This window comes from Aeromonas sp. 130281 (assembly GCF_056642115.1).
In genome coordinates this window covers 1460195-1477260 of record NZ_JBWVQS010000001.1, presented here as the reverse complement: position 1 = coordinate 1477260, position 17066 = coordinate 1460195, and the positions used below count along the sequence as shown (strand labels likewise).

At 62.5% G+C, this 17066-nt stretch carries 11 protein-coding genes, 2 tRNA genes and 1 riboswitch; of the genes, 5 read left to right on the top strand and 8 right to left on the bottom strand.

Annotated features, from left to right (window positions below):
* Window positions 1–56 precede the first annotated feature (56 nt).
* Both AC1IN8_RS06630 and AC1IN8_RS06625 read left to right on the top strand, forming a co-directional pair.
* Window positions 57–132: transfer RNA gene (locus AC1IN8_RS06630), tRNA-Ala, on the top strand.
* Between the two features lie 40 nt (window positions 133–172).
* Window positions 173–248 (top strand) — tRNA-Ala (locus AC1IN8_RS06625).
* 148 nt (window positions 249–396) lie between these two features.
* On the opposite strand, the gene AC1IN8_RS06620 is transcribed toward AC1IN8_RS06625, so the two are convergent.
* Entirely contained in the window at window positions 397–2544 is a 2148-nt protein-coding gene (locus AC1IN8_RS06620) for an ExeM/NucH family extracellular endonuclease (protein WP_479758416.1), read from the bottom strand.
* A 295-nt stretch (window positions 2545–2839) separates the two neighbouring features.
* A riboswitch (cyclic di-GMP riboswitch) is annotated at window positions 2840–2923 on the top strand.
* Between the two features lie 113 nt (window positions 2924–3036).
* On the opposite strand from AC1IN8_RS06620, the gene AC1IN8_RS06615 reads away from it, so the two are divergent.
* Window positions 3037–6075 carry a glycosyl hydrolase family 18 protein gene (locus AC1IN8_RS06615; RefSeq protein WP_479758415.1) on the top strand — a complete coding sequence of 1013 codons (3039 nt, stop codon included), beginning with the start codon at window positions 3037–3039 and terminating at the stop codon, window positions 6073–6075.
* A gap of 413 nt (window positions 6076–6488) precedes the next feature.
* Here the strand turns inward: AC1IN8_RS06615 and AC1IN8_RS06610 are convergent, their stop codons facing one another.
* From AC1IN8_RS06610 to AC1IN8_RS06580, 7 genes are all read right to left on the bottom strand, one after another.
* On the bottom strand, window positions 6489–7724 hold the full coding sequence (locus AC1IN8_RS06610) for a tetratricopeptide repeat protein (RefSeq protein ID WP_139436722.1): 1236 nt from the start codon (window positions 7722–7724) through the stop codon (window positions 6489–6491).
* 11 nt (window positions 7725–7735) lie between these two features.
* On the bottom strand, window positions 7736–8371 hold the full coding sequence (locus tag AC1IN8_RS06605) for an energy transducer TonB (RefSeq protein WP_106887700.1): 636 nt from the start codon (window positions 8369–8371) through the stop codon (window positions 7736–7738).
* A gap of 16 nt (window positions 8372–8387) precedes the next feature.
* Window positions 8388–8795 (bottom strand): ExbD/TolR family protein, encoded by a 408-nt coding sequence (locus AC1IN8_RS06600; RefSeq protein ID WP_005327075.1) that lies wholly within the window; start codon window positions 8793–8795, stop codon window positions 8388–8390.
* A gap of 67 nt (window positions 8796–8862) precedes the next feature.
* Complete coding sequence (locus AC1IN8_RS06595) at window positions 8863–9390, bottom strand: MotA/TolQ/ExbB proton channel family protein (RefSeq protein WP_068979220.1); 528 nt, start codon at window positions 9388–9390, stop codon at window positions 8863–8865.
* A 10-nt stretch (window positions 9391–9400) separates the two neighbouring features.
* A complete protein-coding gene (locus AC1IN8_RS06590; protein ID WP_139439731.1) occupies window positions 9401–10774 on the bottom strand; it encodes a MotA/TolQ/ExbB proton channel family protein in 1374 nt (457 codons plus the stop codon).
* Window positions 10771–11535, bottom strand: coding sequence for a DUF3450 domain-containing protein (locus AC1IN8_RS06585; protein WP_202046608.1), 765 nt, complete (start codon window positions 11533–11535; stop codon window positions 10771–10773). The genes AC1IN8_RS06590 and AC1IN8_RS06585 overlap by 4 nt, the downstream gene beginning before the upstream one ends.
* A 103-nt stretch (window positions 11536–11638) precedes the next feature.
* Window positions 11639–14245, bottom strand: coding sequence for a TonB-dependent receptor plug domain-containing protein (locus AC1IN8_RS06580; RefSeq protein ID WP_265437597.1), 2607 nt, complete (start codon window positions 14243–14245; stop codon window positions 11639–11641).
* 739 nt (window positions 14246–14984) lie between these two features.
* On the opposite strand from AC1IN8_RS06580, the gene AC1IN8_RS06575 reads away from it, so the two are divergent.
* Window positions 14985–16010, top strand: a complete 1026-nt coding sequence (locus tag AC1IN8_RS06575) for an ABC transporter permease subunit (protein ID WP_319912655.1) — start codon at window positions 14985–14987, stop codon at window positions 16008–16010.
* A 2-nt stretch (window positions 16011–16012) separates the two neighbouring features.
* Window positions 16013–17056 carry an ABC transporter permease gene (locus AC1IN8_RS06570; RefSeq protein ID WP_205642345.1) on the top strand — a complete coding sequence of 348 codons (1044 nt, stop codon included), beginning with the start codon at window positions 16013–16015 and terminating at the stop codon, window positions 17054–17056.
* Window positions 17057–17066: the final 10 nt, after the last annotated feature.

Below are 17066 nucleotides of genomic sequence, written 5' to 3'. Positions count from 1 at the left end.
ATTTAGCAGTAAGGCAACTGGCCGCCAGAACCCGTTGTCTAATGAAGAAAGAATTTGGGGCTATAGCTCAGCTGGGAGAGCGCTTGCATGGCATGCAAGAGGTCCGCGGTTCGATCCCGCGTAGCTCCACCAAATTCAGAGTGAAGGTCTTGACCTTGATTCGCCACAACTTGGGGTTATAGCTCAGCTGGGAGAGCGCTTGCATGGCATGCAAGAGGTCCGCGGTTCGATCCCGCGTAGCTCCACCAAACACTTAAGGCCACCGCATTGCGGTGGCCTTTTTGTTTGTTTGGGTATTTGCTTTTTTCATGATGACGGCCTCTTCATTTACAAATCAAATGACCAAAATGAAAAAGCCCGCGGCTGTCGCGGGCTTTTGGCGTTATTCAATGCGGATCATGACGAGTGCCGACGCCGCCAGGCCAGCGGCAACAGGGCCAGCAGCAGGGCCCCCATGGCCCCGCCGCCCCCCTTGCTCTCTTCCTTGAGCTTGAGGTCGACGATGACGGGATCGTGATCCGAGGCGCTGAAGGGGTTGTCCGACTTGATGAGATCGCCGCTGAAGGCGCCGCCATATTCGAACAGGTTGCTCTCGAACGAGTTGATGTGCCAGTCGGCCACCGCCACCACCTTGTCAGCCAGCGCCGGGTTGGCGAGGGCGTAGTCCAGGGTGCCGAGCTCGGCCTCGTAGCTGTAGGAGATGGCTTTCGCCTGGTTGAACTTGACGTTCAGATCCACCAGGCCGTAACCCTTGCCCACCGCCTGGCCTATCTGCTCGTAGGGCTGCTCGCCGATGAAGGTGTGGGAGGCGGAGCGGATCTGGCGCTCCCCCGCGACCGGCGCATAGTCGGTCAACACCCGGATGGGATCCTCCTTGGCGTAGGAGTTGAAGTCCCCCACCAGCAGCACCTGGCCCGGCATCTTGCTCACCGCCTCCCCCAGTACCCTGGCGGCGCTCACCCGAAACTCGGTGCACTTGCCCTGCAGATCCGCAGGCTCCGTCTTGCCATCCCCGTTCTCGTAGCAGCCCGATCCCTTGGATTTCAGGTGGTTGACCACCAGGGTCAGGGGGGCGTCGCTGCCCGCCACCGTGAAGCGCTGCACCAGAGAGTCCCGCTGACCGGCGCTCCTGGGGACGCCACCCGTGGTGTAGCGCTGCTCAGGCAGGGGGATGACCTCGGCATCCCCGCTCGGGGTGAGCAGGGCGGGGCGGTAGATCATGGCCACCATGATGGCGTCGCCGCCGAAGAAGCGCTCCTCGGTGAGCAGGGCCTTGGGCAGGGTGACGAAGGCGTAGTGCTTGCTCGCCTCTTTCTGGCGGGCGTTGAGGCTCTGCACCAGATCGTGGAGGGCGGCGTGCTCGTCGAAGCCGTTGTTCTCCATCTCCATCAGGCCGAGCAGATCGGCGTCCATCTCGGCGATGGCGTTGACTATCTTGGCGCGCTGCAACTGGAACTCCTCCAGGCTCTTGGCGCCGCGGTTGCAGCCCTTGGCGCTGTCCGCATCCGCCTGATCCGCGCAGAGCACGTTGAGGGCGCCCCCCACGCTGGAGTGGCTGGTGAAGTAGTTGAGCACGTTGAAGCTGCCGATCCGCAGGTCGCTGTCATGAGCGCGGGCCGGAGCACCCTGGCGATCGTTCTCGTCGGTGCGCAGCAGATCCCCCGCGGTGATGCGCTGCTCCTTGGGCACGATCAGGCGGTACTCGTCATAGCTGTAGCCCACCAGGGCCTCCAGGTTGAGCGGGGCATCGCCGATGCGCAGATAGCCCTGCTCCGGCTCCCAGGCCGGCAGCCAGGGGAGCTTGCCGTTGGCGGCCTTGAAGTCCGATTCGAGGAAGACGCGGTTGCCGGCGTTGGCCTCGGCCAGCGCCACGGCCTCTGGGCTGCCCGCCACATGGAGCTGGGTCGGCTTCATCAGCGGGGCGCCGTGGGCGAGCACCAGGTTGTTGCGCTTGGCGGCGTAGTCGTAGCTGAAGTTGCGGCTTATCTTGAGCGCGCTGCCCTCATCGAGGCGCACCCGCATCCCCTCGTGACGCTCCAGGGCCCGGGCCAGGGTCTCCCCTTCCTGCACCCGCAGCGCCGTGGCGGCCGGTGCCGCGCCCTGGGCCAGCACCGCCAGGCGCGGGGCGTTGCCGTCAACCAGTGGCTTGAGCTGGGTGTGGCCGTAGAACTCCTCGACCCTGGCCTCCAGGCAGACCAGGGCCCCCGGCTGGATGCCCGGGTACTTGCTGGCGAACTGCTTGTCGTTGAGGTAGACGAAGATGCCGTCCGATGTCTCGGGGTTGCCGTCCCCCTGCAGATCCTGCAGGTAGAAGCCTCTGTTCAGGCTCTCGCCGAGGGCGGAGACCAGAGCCTTGACCTTGACAGTCCCGGGGCTCTCGAACAGATCGCCCGGAACGAGGGGGCTCTTGTCGCCGCTGCCCTGGATGGCGGGGATGGGGGTGAGGGCGCTGTCGGCCGGGCAGCTGAAGCCGGCGGCATGGAGAGACGGGGACGCGAGGGCGAGCCCCACGGCCAGGGACAGCAGGGTAGGTCTTCCTTTCATGGGTATTCCTTTTTTTATTTTTGCCAGTGTTTCCATAGCCTTGGCGCTTTGGCCAAGGGCGCGCATTGTCACATTTCTGGCAGCTCTGACCAGTGAGGCAACGCACATTATGGGGAGACAAAAGAGGCTGAGTCCGTTTTTTTGACGTGGCTAACAGATTGATATTAATGACTTAATGGTTAGTTGGCCGATTGAGGGGAAGTGTGAGCCGGCCGGCATTCACATATTTTCCTTAGAGAATAAAGATTGAGCGGTTGCCACTTGCTTCCTATACTCGAGCCGTTCCTCACGGAACCCAGGCAAAGGGCAAACCGGCAGTGATGCCGGGACGCAAAGCCTCCGATCTGCCCCAAGCGGGCCAGACAGCGGGGTTACCCAGGGTGACTTGAGGGTTTGTGGCCCGTCCATGGCCTGTTGTCGCTCCCTTGTTCCCTGTTGCGATTGCGCTTTTCCCGGTCTTAGAAGCCAAGACAAAACAAGGATGATAACAATATGCAACAGATCTTGAGGCCCAGCAGGCTCGCCATGCTGGTCGCCCTTGCGGCCGTCCCTGCCTGGGCGCAGGCCGCCTATCCCGCCTATCAGGCCGGCACCGCCTACAAGGCTGGCGACATCGTCAGCAACGCAGGCGCCCTCTATGAATGCAAGGAATTCCCTTACTCCGGCTGGTGCGGCGCGTCGCCTTACCACTACGAACCCGGTGTCGGCGCCGTCTGGGCAGATGCCTGGAAGCTCTTTGGCGGCGAGGTGCCGCCGCCGGCCCTGGTGGTCGCCATCGGCTCCCCCGCCGTGGGCAGCAGCGTCAGCGAAGGGGCCAGCCTGGCCCTGGCGGTGACCCTGAGCGGCCCGGTCACGGCACTCGCCCGGGTGGAATACCTCATCGACGGCACCCTGGTCGCCACGGCCATGGCTTCCCCCTGGAGTGCCAGCTGGTCTGCCGCCGGCGTGGGCAATCACGCCCTCAAGGCACGGGCGCTGGATAAAGACGGCAAGGTGCTGAGCGAGGCGGATTCGAGCTTCCAGGTCGCCGCCGTGGTGGCGCCAGAGGCGCCCAGGGTGAGCATCGCCAGCCCCGCCGCCGGGGCCAGGGTGACCCTGGGCCGCGCCCTCACCGTGACCGGCAATGTGACCGACGCCAATGACGACGTCGCCAAGGTCGAGCTCTTCGTGAATGGCCAGAAGGTGGGCGAGGACAGCAGCGCCCCCTGGCAACTGAGCTGGACGCCCCAGAACAAGGGGCTGACCGGTCTCAAGCTGGTGGCGACCGACAAGGCAAATCTCTCTGGCGAATCGGCCCAGGTGGATGTCCAGGTGGAGGAGGCGGCCCTGCCCCCCACCGGCGGCAATCTCTCCTGCGACGTGCGCCAGATCTACCGCGCCGACGGCAGCGAGTGCATGGGGGATGACCACGGCCGCCGCGTCATCGGTTACTTCACCTCCTGGCGCACCGGCAAGAACGGCCTGCCCGCCTACCTGGTGGGCGACATCCCCTGGGACAAGATCACCCACATCAACTACGCCTTCGCGGCGGTGGACGAGCAGAGCCACACCATCAAGGTGGATGACGCCGCCACCAAGCTGACCTGGAACGGGGTGCCGGGCGCCGAGATGGATCCCGAGTTCGCCTATCAGGGCCACTTCAACCTGCTGTCCAAGTACAAGAAGCAGTACCCGGACGTGAAGACCCTCATCTCCGTGGGGGGCTGGGCCGATACCCGCGGCTTCTACGCCGCCACCACCAAGGGCGACTGCTCGGTCAACACCGCCGGCATCAACGCCTTCGCCGACTCGGCGGTGGGCTTCATCCGCCAGTACGGCTTCGATGGGGTGGACATCGACTACGAGTACCCCACCTCCATGAAGGATGCGGGCAACCCCAACGACTTCCCGCTCTCCAACCAGTGTCGCGGCAAGCTGTTTGCGAACTATGAAGTGCTGATGAAGACCCTGCGCAACAAGCTCGACAGCGCCGGGACCGAGGACGGTCGCAAATACATGCTGACCATCGCCTCGCCGGCCTCGGCCTACCTGCTGCGCGGCATGGAAAACTTCCAGGTCACCCAGTACCTCGACTACGTCAACCTGATGACCTATGACTTCCACGGTGCCTGGAACCACTTCGTCGGCCACAACGCCGCCCTGTTCGACAACAAGGCGGATCCCGAGCTGTCCCAGTGGGGTGTCTACACCCAGGCCCAGTTTGGTGGCATCGGCTATCTCAACTCCGCCTGGGCGGCCCACTACTTCCGCGGCGCCCTGGCGGCGGGCAAGATCAACATAGGGGTGCCTTACTACACCCGTGGTTGGCAGGGGGTCACCGGTGGCACCCACGGCCTGGGGGGCAAGGCGGCGCTGCCGAGCCAGAGCGATTGCCAGCCGGGGACCGGTGGCAGCACCATCCCCTGCGGCAACGGGGCGGTCGGCATCGACAACATCTGGCATGATCTGGACAAGAACGGCAAGGAGATAGGCGGCGGCGCCGTGCCCATGTGGCATGCCAAGAACCTGGAGCACGCGGCCAGCCTCGGCATCACCACATTGCCGAGCTACGGCCAGGCCTGGGGTCTGGATCCCAACAACCCGGCCCACGTGATGCAAGGCCAGTACGTGCGTTACTACGACGACAAGGCCCATGCGCCCTGGCTGTGGAACGAGCAGAAGAAGGTGTTCCTCTCCACCGAAGATGAAGAGTCCATGGGTCACAAGCTCGACTACATAGTCAAGCGGGGCCTGGGGGGCGTCATGTTCTGGGAGATGGCGGGGGACTATGACTTCGACGCCGCGAAGAACGAGTACGTGATGGGCAGCACCCTCACCAGCCTCGCCTACGAGAAGTTCAGCAAGGCCGACAAGGCGGCCCTGAAGCAGAACGATCTGCCGGCCCCGGCCGCCCAGCTCGACATCGGCGTGAGCCTCTCCGGCTTCAAGGAAGGGGACTCCAACTACCCGATCAACCCGACCCTCAAGCTCACCAACAAGTCGACCCAGACCATACCGGGCGGCACCCGCATCGAGTTCCTGATGCCCACCTCCACCTCCGACACCATCACCGACCAGAGCGGCATGGGGTTGAAAGTGGTGGAGAGCGGCGGCAACCAGAACTCCGACGGCATCGCCAATGAGAAGGACTTCCACAAGGTGGCCCTGACGCTGCCGGCCTGGAAGGCCTGGGCGCCGGGCACCGAGGTGGAAGTGGCCATGACCTACTACCTGCCGGCCGCCGGCGTGCCGAGCGGCATGCGCCTGATTGCCGGCAGCCAGACCATAGGCCTGAAGTCCGACTTCCCGGCCCTGGCCGAGGCGGTGCTGGGGGGCAGCAGTGGCGGTGACGGCGGCAGCGGTGGCGCCAGCTGCGCCAGCCAGAACGTCAACCCGGCGGACTACAATGCCTATCCGACCTGGCCGCGCGGGGATCACGCCAATGGCAACGACCGCATGACCAACGGCAAGGCGGTGTGGCAGGCCAACTGGTGGACCAGCAGCGAGCCCAAGGCGGGTGACGGCAGCTGGAAGCTGGTGTGCAACTATTGAGTTGTCCCGGCTGCTGTACCAGCAGCGAGCTCAGAGCGGGCGATGGCGGCTGGAAGCTGGTGTGCAACAATTGAGTTGTCCCGGATGCTGTACCAGCAGCGAACTCAGAGCGGGTGACGGCAGCTGGAAGCTGGTGTGCAACTACTGAGTTGTCCCGGTTGCTGAAGCGGGTGTGCAACTATTGATAATCGGTTGAGGGGTTAACCCCGCATCAACCCAATGACCCAATCCGGAGCCCAGGCTCCGGATTTTTTTCGCCTCATACAAGGAAGGGATCTCGTGACAACCGGGGGAGGGGACCATAAAAAAGACCGCTCCGAAGAGCGGCCAATTGCCACCAGGCAAGCTGCGGGGCTGACCCCCTTGTGGATGGGCTGTCGCCATGGGCGGATGCCTGCCCATGGTGTGCCGGTTTATTGAGTGACGGCGCCGCCCTGTTGCTCCTTCAGGAAGCTGATCCAGGGGGAGGCGCGGCCACTGACGTTGCCATTCTGGGCGGCCTGGGTGAAGGCGCTGAGCGCCTCCTTCGGCTTTTGCTGCTCGAAGTAGGCGACCCCGGTCAGGAACTTCAGATCCGCCCGTTGCTCGCCGCTGGCATTGGCGGCGGGCTTGGCGGCCAGGGCGACCAGATCCTTGTAGCGCTTGCTCTGGATCATCATGCGCGCCATCTTCAGCTGCAGCTCGGCACTGGGGGCCAGCTGGTAGGACTTGGCCAGGGTGTCGATGGCCGGATCCAGCTCCTTGGCCTGATGCCAGTAGTTGGCGAGCGTCTTGTAGTTGGCCGCGCTGCTCTCGATGGTCCCCTCCTTCATCGCCTTCTCCATCACGCGGGCGGCGCGGTGGGGAATGCCGGCGAAGGCCAGGTAGTTGGCGAGCCGCTGCAACTCGGCCGCCTCGGTCAGCATGCCGAGGTTGTAGGCGCCTTCCAGCGCCGCCAGGGCCTTGGCATCGTTGCCCGCCTGCATGTGCATGGCGGAGAGCTGGGTCCAGTACTTCTTCTTCTCCGGGTATTTGTCCACCAGGGCGGTCAGCACCTCGGTGGCCGGCTTGTACTGTTTCAGCTCGTAGTGGGCCGCCATCTTCAGCAGATACCAGGACTCCGGCGCCTTGCCCGCGGAGAGCTTGATCGCCTGATCCACCGCCGGTATGGCCTCCCGGTACTGCTTGAGCTGCACATGGGCGTTGGCCAGGGTGATGTAGGCGTGCGGGGTCGGCTTCTCCTCCTTGCCGAGGTTCGCAAACCACTCCTTCATGGTGCTGATGGAGCCCTTGAAGTTCCCCTCCGCCATATAGAGCTGGGCCAGGTTGTAGCGCACCTGCTGGGCCACCGGCTGCGGCAGGCCGCCGGTGGCGATGGCATCGGCGAAGTATCTGGTCGCCTGACTGTATTTCTCCTGCTGGGCGGCCACGAAGCCCAGGGTCTGCAGGATCACCCCCTTGTCGTAGACCCGCTCGCCTGCGCCGGACAGCGCCTCCTGCAGCTTGGCATTGGCCTCGCCGTATTTCTTCTCGGTGATCAACGCCTGGGCCTTGTTGACCGCGCGGTAGGCGCGATCAGACAGGGCGGGTTGCTCGGCGGCCCAGCCGGCGGTACTGAGCAGTACCGCCATGGCCACCGGGGCGAGGATCAGGGTATGTAACTTTTTCATCGCCACCTTCCTTAGTTGACCGCGAACTCGATCTCTTGCTGCATGCGGCTTGCCTGGGGCTTGCCGTCCACCATGGCCGGCTTGAAGGTCCACTTGGCAATGGTCTTGCGCGCCTCCTTGCCGAGGTCGTAGCTGCGGGGCTCTTCCTTGACGATCCGGATGTTGCTGACGGTGCCGCGCTCGGTGACGGTGAACTCCACCAGTACCTTGCCGGAGGCGAGACCGGCCAGCGCCGCCTTGCGGGGCATCATGGGCTCGAAGGTCGCCATGGGCATGGCGCCGTTGTTGCCGCCCATGCCGCCACCACCGCCGCCGGTGCTGTAGGCACCCAGGGCGTTGCCGCCGCCGATGTTGACCGGGATGTCGAGCTTGGGCATGTCCATGGGGGCACTGTCCATCTTGGGCCTGTCCGTGCTCGCCACCTCCATCTCGGGTGGGGGCGGCGGGCGGTTCGGGGGCGGCGGTTTGGGCAGTTCCCGTTGTTTCTCTTGCAGGGTCTCCTGGGGCTTGAGGCGAATGAAGTCGGTCATGGTGACGTCTTCTCTCTCCGTCAGCTCCCGGTGATCCGGTGTGATGAGCTTGTTCATTCCCAGAAACAGGAAGAACACCACCACACAGGAGACAGCTATCGCTATCAGGTATCTCATGGTGCTCGCTCCGGCATCAGCTGCTCTTGCTCGCCGCGATGGAGATGTTCTGGACACCGGCCATGCGGATCTGATCCATGACCTGGACGACCAGCCCGGAACGGGACTCGGTATCGGCCTGGATCACCACGGCGCTCTCCGGGTTCTCCGCCCGCAGCCGCTCGATGTTGGCACGCACGGCGCCCACCTCGACGACCCGTTTGTCGACCCAGACCTGGCCGTTCTCGCGGACCGCGACCATGATGTTCCCCTTCTTCACCGTCTCGGCCGTGCTGGCGCTCGGGCGGTTGATCTCCACGCCGGACTCCTTGACGAACGAGGTGGTGACGATGAAGAAGATCAGCATGATGAACACTATGTCCAGCATGGGGGTCAGATCGATGGCCGCCTCATCGGCACCGCTGTCGCTGTGACGTTTTCTCATGGCAAAAAACTCCTTGCTTGTTCTGTGCCCCGGCGGGCCTGGGCCTGCCGGGGATGTGCATCCTGCATCAGCCGTGTTTCAGGTTGTCTTCCAGCTTCTGCACCGCCAACTTGGCCTTGTGATCGAGCTGGTTGACAAAAAACAGGCCGGAAAGGGCGGCAATCATGCCCGCCATGGTCGGTACCGTCGCCTTGGAGATCCCCGAGGCCATGGCCCTGGGGGAACCCGTGCCCGTGATGGCCAGGGTGTCGAACACCTGCACCATGCCCACCACTGTGCCGAGCAGCCCCATCAGCGGACAGAGGGCGATCAGCACCTTGATGACCGGCATCCCCTTGTCCACCGCCATGGCGACCCGGGAGACCAGCTCGCGCCGGATCTGCTTGGCAGACCAGGAGAGGTGATCGCTGCGGGCCAGCCAGGTCGCCTTGGTCTGCTTCACCTGTTTGGGATAGACCGCCATGAAGTAGAACCAGCGCTCCAGCAGCAGGGCCCACATCATCAGGGTCAGGAAGAACAGGGCGACCAGTACGTCGCCCCCCAATCCCAGAAACCGGCGGACCGACTCGACTTCTTCAATCAACCAGAACCACATGGGTGACTCCTTAGGCTGCGGCTTTGGCGGCGTGCAGACGTTCCTGATAACGGGCGACGAAACCGGCGCTCTGCTCTTCCAGGACCTGGATCAGACGACGGCTCTGGGTCTGCACTATGGTGTAGAGGAACAGCATGGGCACGGCGACCACCAGACCCTGCATGGTGGTGACCAGGGCCTCGGAGATGCCGCCCGCCATCAGCTTGGGATCCCCGGTACCGAACAGGGTGATGGCCTGGAAGGTGGCGATCATCCCCACCACGGTACCCAGCAGACCCAGCAGCGGCGCGACCGAGGCGATCAGCTTGATGATGCTGATGCCCTTCTCGAACTTGGGCACGTTGCGCAGGATGATCTCGTCGAGCTTGGACTCCAGATCCTCTATGTTGTCACCGCGGTGGGACTGATAGGCCCCCAGCATCTCGCCGATGGGGTTGCCCTTGATGATCTGCTCGGATTTCAGCTGCTTGCGCATGGACGAGCCGATCAACGACAGGCGGATACCGCAGAAGATGGCCAGCAGGGTGCCGAGCACGCCAAGCACCATGATGACGTAACCCACTTCACCCCCCTGATCGATCCGCTCCTTGAGGGTTGGCGACTGCACCAGCAGGGAGAGGATCACCCCGCGGGACGGGTCGATGAAGATGGGCTCGACGGCGCCGTTGCCCTGTTCAAACTCGGCGATCGGCTCCAGCACGCTCTTCTCCGGTTGACGGGAGAGCTGCTCGAACTTGCCGGTCTCCGGCACGAAGGTGAGGTACTTGCCCTCGGAGACGGTGTTGAACTCGCCTATCTGGGTCACCGTCTTCTCGGCCTGGTTGCCCTCGCCGTAAACCACGGTCGCCGGGATCTGGCTCACCTTGCCACCATCGACCATGCGGCCTAGGGTGGTGGTCCAGAAGGCGGTCAGATCGTCGCTGGAGGGAAGCTCCTTGCTCTCCGCCAGACGGGTCAGCAGTGCCGTCTGCTCAGGGTGTTCGACCCGGCGGGCGGAGGCGTTGAAGATCCCCTTGAACTCGCCGGCGAACTGGCGCAGCACGCCGAACATCTCGCCCATGTTGCCGGAGCGCTGGCGCAGGGTCTCGGTCAGCTCGGTGAGCTGCTTGTCGTTGGCATCGAAGGTGGCCTTGAGCTGCTCGCCCTTGGCGGTCTCGGCGGCCAGCTCCGCCTTGGCCTTGGCCAGCAGGGCCCCTTGCTCGTTCTTGTCAGCCAGGAAGCGGGCCTCCCGCTCCTTGTTGAGCTGGGATTCGCTGGTGCTGGCGGCCTTGACCTGGCTCAGCAGGGCATTGAGATCCACCGGTTTCTCGGCGGCGGTCACCGGCAGGGTGATCAGGGTGGCTCCCGCGATCAGGGAGGCAATGGCGAGTCTGATTCCTTTCATGATGCTTTCTCCGCAGTTTGAACCGGCAGCTTGATGAGGGCGGGGGGCGCCTGCTTCTTGGCGATGCGAAGGCCCTGTTCAACCGCACTGCGATACTCCTGGGGTAGCTCTTCCCACTGGCGGGTCTTCTTGTTCCACATGCCGGTCTCGTTGCCATCCGGGGACTGGTAGAGCAGGGCGATACGGCCGACGCGCAGGAACTCGTAGGTCTTCTCGCCGCCGTCCTTGTCCAGGCTGGCCTTGTAAGATTCGATGGTGCGGCTGAAGCCCTCCTCGATCTGGTAGGCCTCGAGGATCTTGCGGTACTTCTCGGAGATGGTGACGTCGGCCCGGTTCATGAGATCGGTCAGGGCCGCCACGCGGTCCTCCCGCTCGACCTTCTGGAACGGCAGGTCCAGGGCGACGAACTGATCGAGGGAGTCGATCATCTTGAGCATCAGGGGCACCACCTCGGTGCTGGTCTGATCGATCTGGGCTATCTGACGCTGCATCGAGGCTAGTTCGGCACTCTGGGAGTCGACCATCTTGCCCACTTGCTCGTTGTAGGTGCGCAGGCTGTCGACCTGGCGCAGGGCGGCCTTGTACTGGGCCAGGGCAGACTCGGCAGACTCGGCGTAGCTGTCGATCTTCTGCTGGGATACTTTGGAGGCATTGTCGGTGGCGGCTTGAGCGTCCACTGCCTGACCGGCAGAGGCGGCACTCAGATTGAAGCTGGTCAGCAGGGCAGCCGAAACCAGGCTGCCGAGGAGCGCTTTCTTCATTGTAATAGTCCTTGTTTTCATAGGATTACCCTATCTCCGTGACTTCCTTGGAACCTTGGGCAGAGCCGGCCCGAGGGGGCCGGCTCGTCACTTTCCTGGTGGATCAGAACTTCTGGGCGTAGTCGAGGTAGTAGATGCGACCGTCGATGCTGTAGAGCTCCTCGTCATAGGTGAAGCCATCGCTCTCGAGGGACGGGCCCGCGTTGAACATGTTCTTCACCCCGACCTGGATCTTGCCGTTCCAGGGGGCATCCACGCCGACGTTCAGGTTCCAGGTGGTCTGGGACGCGATGTGGCCCACTTCCTCACCGGTGTCGGCGATGTAGTCCTGGCTCTGGGAGTCGATGTAGTTCGCGCTCAGGTAGGTATCCATGTTCCACCACTGGGGCACATTGACACCCACGCCGGAGCTGAAGCGCATCTGCGGCTTGCCGTTCTGGCCGATCTTGTCGATGACGGGGCCACCGGCGTACAGGCCTTCCTTGTACTCCAGGATGTAGGTGCCGCCGAGGTCATAGCGGATGGTGGCGGAGGTCAGGTCGTAGCGGTAATCCAGCTTGAGATCCAGGCCGCTGGTGTTCAGGGTCCCCCGGTTGACCATGGGGGCGATGGCACCGCTGATCTTGCCCTGGCTGTTGCGGGTGACGTTGCTGGAGCCCCCGTTGTTCAGCTCGTCATAGATGACGGACTGCAGGGTGTTCAGCTGGATCACGTCCTCGATCTTGATGGTGTAGTAGTCCAGGGAGAGGTTCAGGTCATCCAGCGGGCTGTAGGCCACCCCGAAGTTCCAGGTGTCTGCCGTCTCTTCCTTCAGCTCCTCGTTGGAGGTGCGGGTGGTGTCGTACTGACGGTTCGGGCAGTCCGCCGCCGAGATGCCGTTGGCCTCGCAGTAGACATAGTCCTTGGCCCAGTCGGCCGAGAAGGAGTCAGCCGCGTAGAGATCGCTCAGGCTGGGGGCGCGGAACGAGCGGGACCAGGAGGTGCGCAGCATCAGGTTGTCCAGCGGCTGGTAACGCAGGCTCGCCTTGGGGGAGAAGGCGCTGCCGAAGTCGCTGTAGTCATCGAAGCGACCGGCCAGGTTCAGCTCGATCTGATCCGTGATGGGCACCAGGGACTCGATGTAGGCGGCGGTGACGTCGCGCACCCCGCCTGAGGAGTTGCCGGAGGAGCCGATGATGTTGCCGGCCTCGGACTGGGCATCGTACTTGTCGGTATAGACCCAGTCGTTGTACTCGGCGCCCGCATACCAGCTGACCGGACCGGCCGGCAGCTCACCCATGTCCCACTGGACACCGGCGTACCACTGGTAGAAGTCCATGGTGGAGCGGCGGCTGGTGTCGGCTGCCATGGCGGCAGTGCTCTTGGGATCGAACTCGCCCCCGACGAACTTGCCGTCAGCGATGGCCTGCTGGGCGGCGGATTGCAGCACGTAACCGGTGCCGTTCTCCTTGTTGTCGGTCTTGGAGTACATGTAACCGGCGTTCCACTGCATGTCGCCCACGGATTCTGTGGTGACAGTGCCCTCGAAGCCGAGGTTCAGGCTGCCGGTCATGTCGGTGACATAGTTGTCACGGGGACCGACGTTGCTGAAGCGGTAGTAGGCGTAGGCGGCTTCACCCAGACCCTGGGTGGCGGCGGCGTCCAGGCCGTTGTCGGTGAAGAACTGGGCGTTGTTCGGGTTGGACGGATCTATGGCGAAGGCACCGGCGGCGGGGGCGAAGCGGCCGAAGCTCTCGACCCGGGAGCCGATGATCTGTGGCACGAAGTCGACGGTGTCGTTGATGTGGTAGCGACCGTTCACATAGAGGGTGTCACGGCTGCGGGAGGCCGTGGTGGCCGCGACCTGACCGTAGTTGAAGTTGCAGCCGCCCTCGAAGCCGATGAAGGGCTCCTTGCAACTGCCGTCGGCATTGGTGGCACCGGCCAGGGGGCCGTATTTCCAGATGGGATCCCCGTTGGCGTCGAGGCCGGTGATCCCCTCCACGTTGCGACCGTAGGCGCTGGGGGCATCGTTGCCCTGCTTGGCCAGATAATCGCGATCACGGCTGTAGATGACGTCCTTCTTGTCGTGCTCGTAGACCGCCATCAGCGAGCCCTTCTCGCCATTGACGCCTGCCACGACGGAGCCACTGCTCTCGTCACCGCCCTCTTCGGTCGGGGAGCCGAGGCGTCCCTGGAAGGTCAGGCCGTCATAGCCCTCTTTGAGCACCACGTTGATGACACCACCGATGGCGTCGGAACCATAGATGGCGGAGCCGCCGTCCAGGTTGACTTCGACCCGCTCAACGGCGGCCATGGGGATGGTGTTGAGGTTGATGGAGGTGCCGCCCATGGTGGGGGAACCCGCCACCCGCTTGCCGTTCAGCAACACCAGGGTGCGCTCTGACCCCAGGCCGCGCAGGCCGACGGTGGATTGGGACTGGAAGGAGCTGCCGGAGGCCGGGGAGACGCCACCGAAGGAGTTGTAAGAGGCTTGTTTGAGGTAATCGGCGACGGTCTGCTGACCGGATTGCTCGATCTTTGCCTTGGTCACTGAGACGACCGGGGTGGATCCTTCCACATCGACCCGGGAGATCCGCGAGCCGGTGACCTTGATCTTCTGCAGTTTTTCGACATTCTGGCCCTCTTCGGCCAGGGCAGGGGTGCCCACAACTGCCGCGCTCGCCAAGGCAAACGCTACGGCAGCAGAGAGTCTGCTTTTCCTAAGCATCGTTAGTATCCTTCCTGATTGTTTTTTTGTTTGCTTCCCTTACCGCCCTCGTTGGAGCGGTGCGTAAGGCTTATCAAGGTTTGATGATTGACGTCAAATGGCACGACGAGGATGGGGACGACAGGGGGAATTAGAAGACTATGCAGGATAGCGGCATTTTTTTTGGCGTTTTATTCCGTAAAGAATGCGCCACTTCGTGTAAAGATGTTGTTAATTTTGTATTTTGCCATTTTATTGATTATTTTTGAACTTATCGATAAACCGCCTGTCTCCATGGCCTCGGTATCGTGGAATGACATTTTTGCAGTATTTAACTCTATCTTTGGTGGCCGGGGGATTTCAGTTCAGGTTCAGGCAGGAGGATATTTCCCTCTTCTTTAAGAGGTAAAATGAGATCAGGGGGTGTTTGATTTTATCTATATGTTTTTATTTGTGTTTTGTTGATTTTAAACGGTTGTGTAATTAATTTTTTAATAATTAAAAACAAGTTAAATGAGAAGGCGTAGCAGTTTTTTATATTGAAGTTGGATTTTTTGGAAAAAAACGTCAGCGAGTTATGCTGCGGACATCACTGACGATTGACGGGCTTAGTTCTACTTGATTTTTGTTGCAGAGCTTTTACAGTGGCCGAGCGGGATTGTCTGCCAATACCAGTCAATTCAGTGAGTAATGCCAGGAAGGAGAGGCCGGTCACCGGATGTGACTGACCATAAAAGAACAACAAGGACGAGGTTCCACCATGCTGTCGTATTTCTTACGTCGGATGCTTTTGATCATCCCGACGTTTCTCGGTATCACCCTGCTCGTCTTCACCATCACCCGCTTCGTGCCGGGCGGCCCGGTCGAGCGCATGTTGCTGCAGGCGCAGGTCTCACAGAACGAGACAGGTCGCTCCAGCGGCAGCAAGGGGGCGCAGGCGCTCTCCGATGAGCAGATCGAGGAGCTCAAGGCGTTTTACGGCCTCGACAAGCCCATGCTGATCGCCTACTGGGAGTGGCTGCAGAAGCTGGCGGTGCTGGATCTCGGGGAGTCGACCCGCTACTACGAGCCGGTGTGGGATCTCATCAAGGAGAGGCTGCCGGTGACCGCCTTCTTCGGGCTGGCGACCTTCCTGCTGAGCTACGCCGTCTCCATCCCGCTCGGGGTGGCCAAGGCCCTCAGGCACAACACCCGCTTCGATTCGCTCAGCTCCATGCTCATCTACATGGCCTATGCGCTACCCGCCTACGTGGTGGGGATCTTCCTCATCACCGTCTTCGCCTTCCACCTTGAGTGGCTGCCCATGGGGGGCTTCCCGGGGGAGGACTTCGAATACATGGAGAGCAGCTGGGATCAGATCCGCACCGTCTTCGCCCACGCCCTGCTGCCGCTCATCGCCTACGCCATCGGGGATTTCGCCATCCTCACCATGACCATGAAGAACAGCCTGATGGAGAACCTGTCGGCGGATTACGTGCGCACCGCCGTGGCCAAGGGGCTGCCGTTTCGCAAGGCGGTCACCGATCACGCCATGCGAAACAGCCTGATCCCCATCGCCAGCCACTTAGGATCGGTGCTCACCGTCTTCTTCGGCGGTTCCTTCCTCATCGAGACCATCTTCAACATCGACGGCATAGGTCTGCTCGGCTACGAGGCCATCGTCGAGCGGGATTACCCCACCGTCATGGGCATACTGGCCATCACCTCCATGTTGATGCTCATCGGCAATATCGTCTCCGACATCTGCGTGGCCCTCGTTGATCCCCGCGTGCGGTTTGGAGACTGACCATGAACCTGAACCCGGTAACGCTGAAAAAACTCAAGCGCTTCAAGTCCATCAAGCGCGGTTACTACTCCTTTGTCATCTTCTCGGCCCTGGTGGTCATCTCCCTGCTGGCGGAGCTGCTGGTCAACAGCCGGGCGCTGGCGGTGAGCTATCAGGGAGAGCTCTACTTTCCCACCTATGGCGACGTGATCCCGGGCCAGCACTTCGGGCTCGACTACGAGTACGAGACCAACTACCGCCAGCTCAAGGGCAAATTTGCGCAGGAAGGGAAGGGGGACTGGGTGCTGCTGCCCCTGGTGCCCTGGAACCCCTATGAGCAGGACTTCAAGGAGGAGGCCTACCCGCCCTATGCCCCGAGCCTGGCGGAGCGCCACTTCCTCGGCACCGACACCAGCGGTCGCGACGTGCTGGCGCGGCTGGTCTACGGCTTTCGCATCGCCATCGGCTTCGCCTTCATCACCCTGGTGGCGAGCTATGTCATCGGGGTCAGCATCGGCTGCATGATGGGCTTTCTCGGCGGCCGTTTTGACCTCATCCTGCAGCGCTTCATCGAGATCTGGTCCCAGGTGCCCTTCCTCTACGTCATCATGATCCTGGTGTCGCTTGCCAAGCCGAACTTCGGCCTCTTCGTCGGCATCAACGTGCTGTTCGGCTGGATGGGGATCACCTGGTACATGCGCACCCTCACCTACAAGGAGCGGGCACGGGACTACGTGATGGCGGCGCGGGCGCAGGGGGCGACCACGGGGCGGATCATCTTCCACCACATACTGCCCAACACCCTGATGATGATAGTCACCCTGGCTCCCTTCGCCGTGGTGGGCAACATCTCCACCCTGACGGCGCTGGATTATCTGGGCTTCGGCCTGGCCCCGCCGACCCCGAGCTGGGGGGAGCTGCTCTCCCAGGGGATCAACAACCTGGATGCCATCTGGATCGTGAGCTCTGTGGTGGCGGCGGTGAGCCTGGTGCTCATCATGGTCTCCTTCATCGGGGAGGCAATCCGCGAGGCGTTCGATCCGCGCAAGTTTACCCGTTATCAGTGACCCGGGGCCC

Coding starts and splice junctions, on each gene's coding strand:
- AC1IN8_RS06620 (WP_479758416.1), bottom strand. CDS start 2,544: ATGAAAGGAAGACCTACCCTGCTGTCCCTGGCCGTGGGGCTCGCCCTC.
- AC1IN8_RS06615 (WP_479758415.1), top strand. CDS start 3,037: ATGCAACAGATCTTGAGGCCCAGCAGGCTCGCCATGCTGGTCGCCCTT.
- AC1IN8_RS06610 (WP_139436722.1), bottom strand. CDS start 7,724: ATGAAAAAGTTACATACCCTGATCCTCGCCCCGGTGGCCATGGCGGTA.
- AC1IN8_RS06605 (WP_106887700.1), bottom strand. CDS start 8,371: ATGAGATACCTGATAGCGATAGCTGTCTCCTGTGTGGTGGTGTTCTTC.
- AC1IN8_RS06600 (WP_005327075.1), bottom strand. CDS start 8,795: ATGAGAAAACGTCACAGCGACAGCGGTGCCGATGAGGCGGCCATCGAT.
- AC1IN8_RS06595 (WP_068979220.1), bottom strand. CDS start 9,390: ATGTGGTTCTGGTTGATTGAAGAAGTCGAGTCGGTCCGCCGGTTTCTG.
- AC1IN8_RS06590 (WP_139439731.1), bottom strand. CDS start 10,774: ATGAAAGGAATCAGACTCGCCATTGCCTCCCTGATCGCGGGAGCCACC.
- AC1IN8_RS06585 (WP_202046608.1), bottom strand. CDS start 11,535: ATGAAGAAAGCGCTCCTCGGCAGCCTGGTTTCGGCTGCCCTGCTGACC.
- AC1IN8_RS06580 (WP_265437597.1), bottom strand. CDS start 14,245: ATGCTTAGGAAAAGCAGACTCTCTGCTGCCGTAGCGTTTGCCTTGGCG.
- AC1IN8_RS06575 (WP_319912655.1), top strand. CDS start 14,985: ATGCTGTCGTATTTCTTACGTCGGATGCTTTTGATCATCCCGACGTTT.
- AC1IN8_RS06570 (WP_205642345.1), top strand. CDS start 16,013: ATGAACCTGAACCCGGTAACGCTGAAAAAACTCAAGCGCTTCAAGTCC.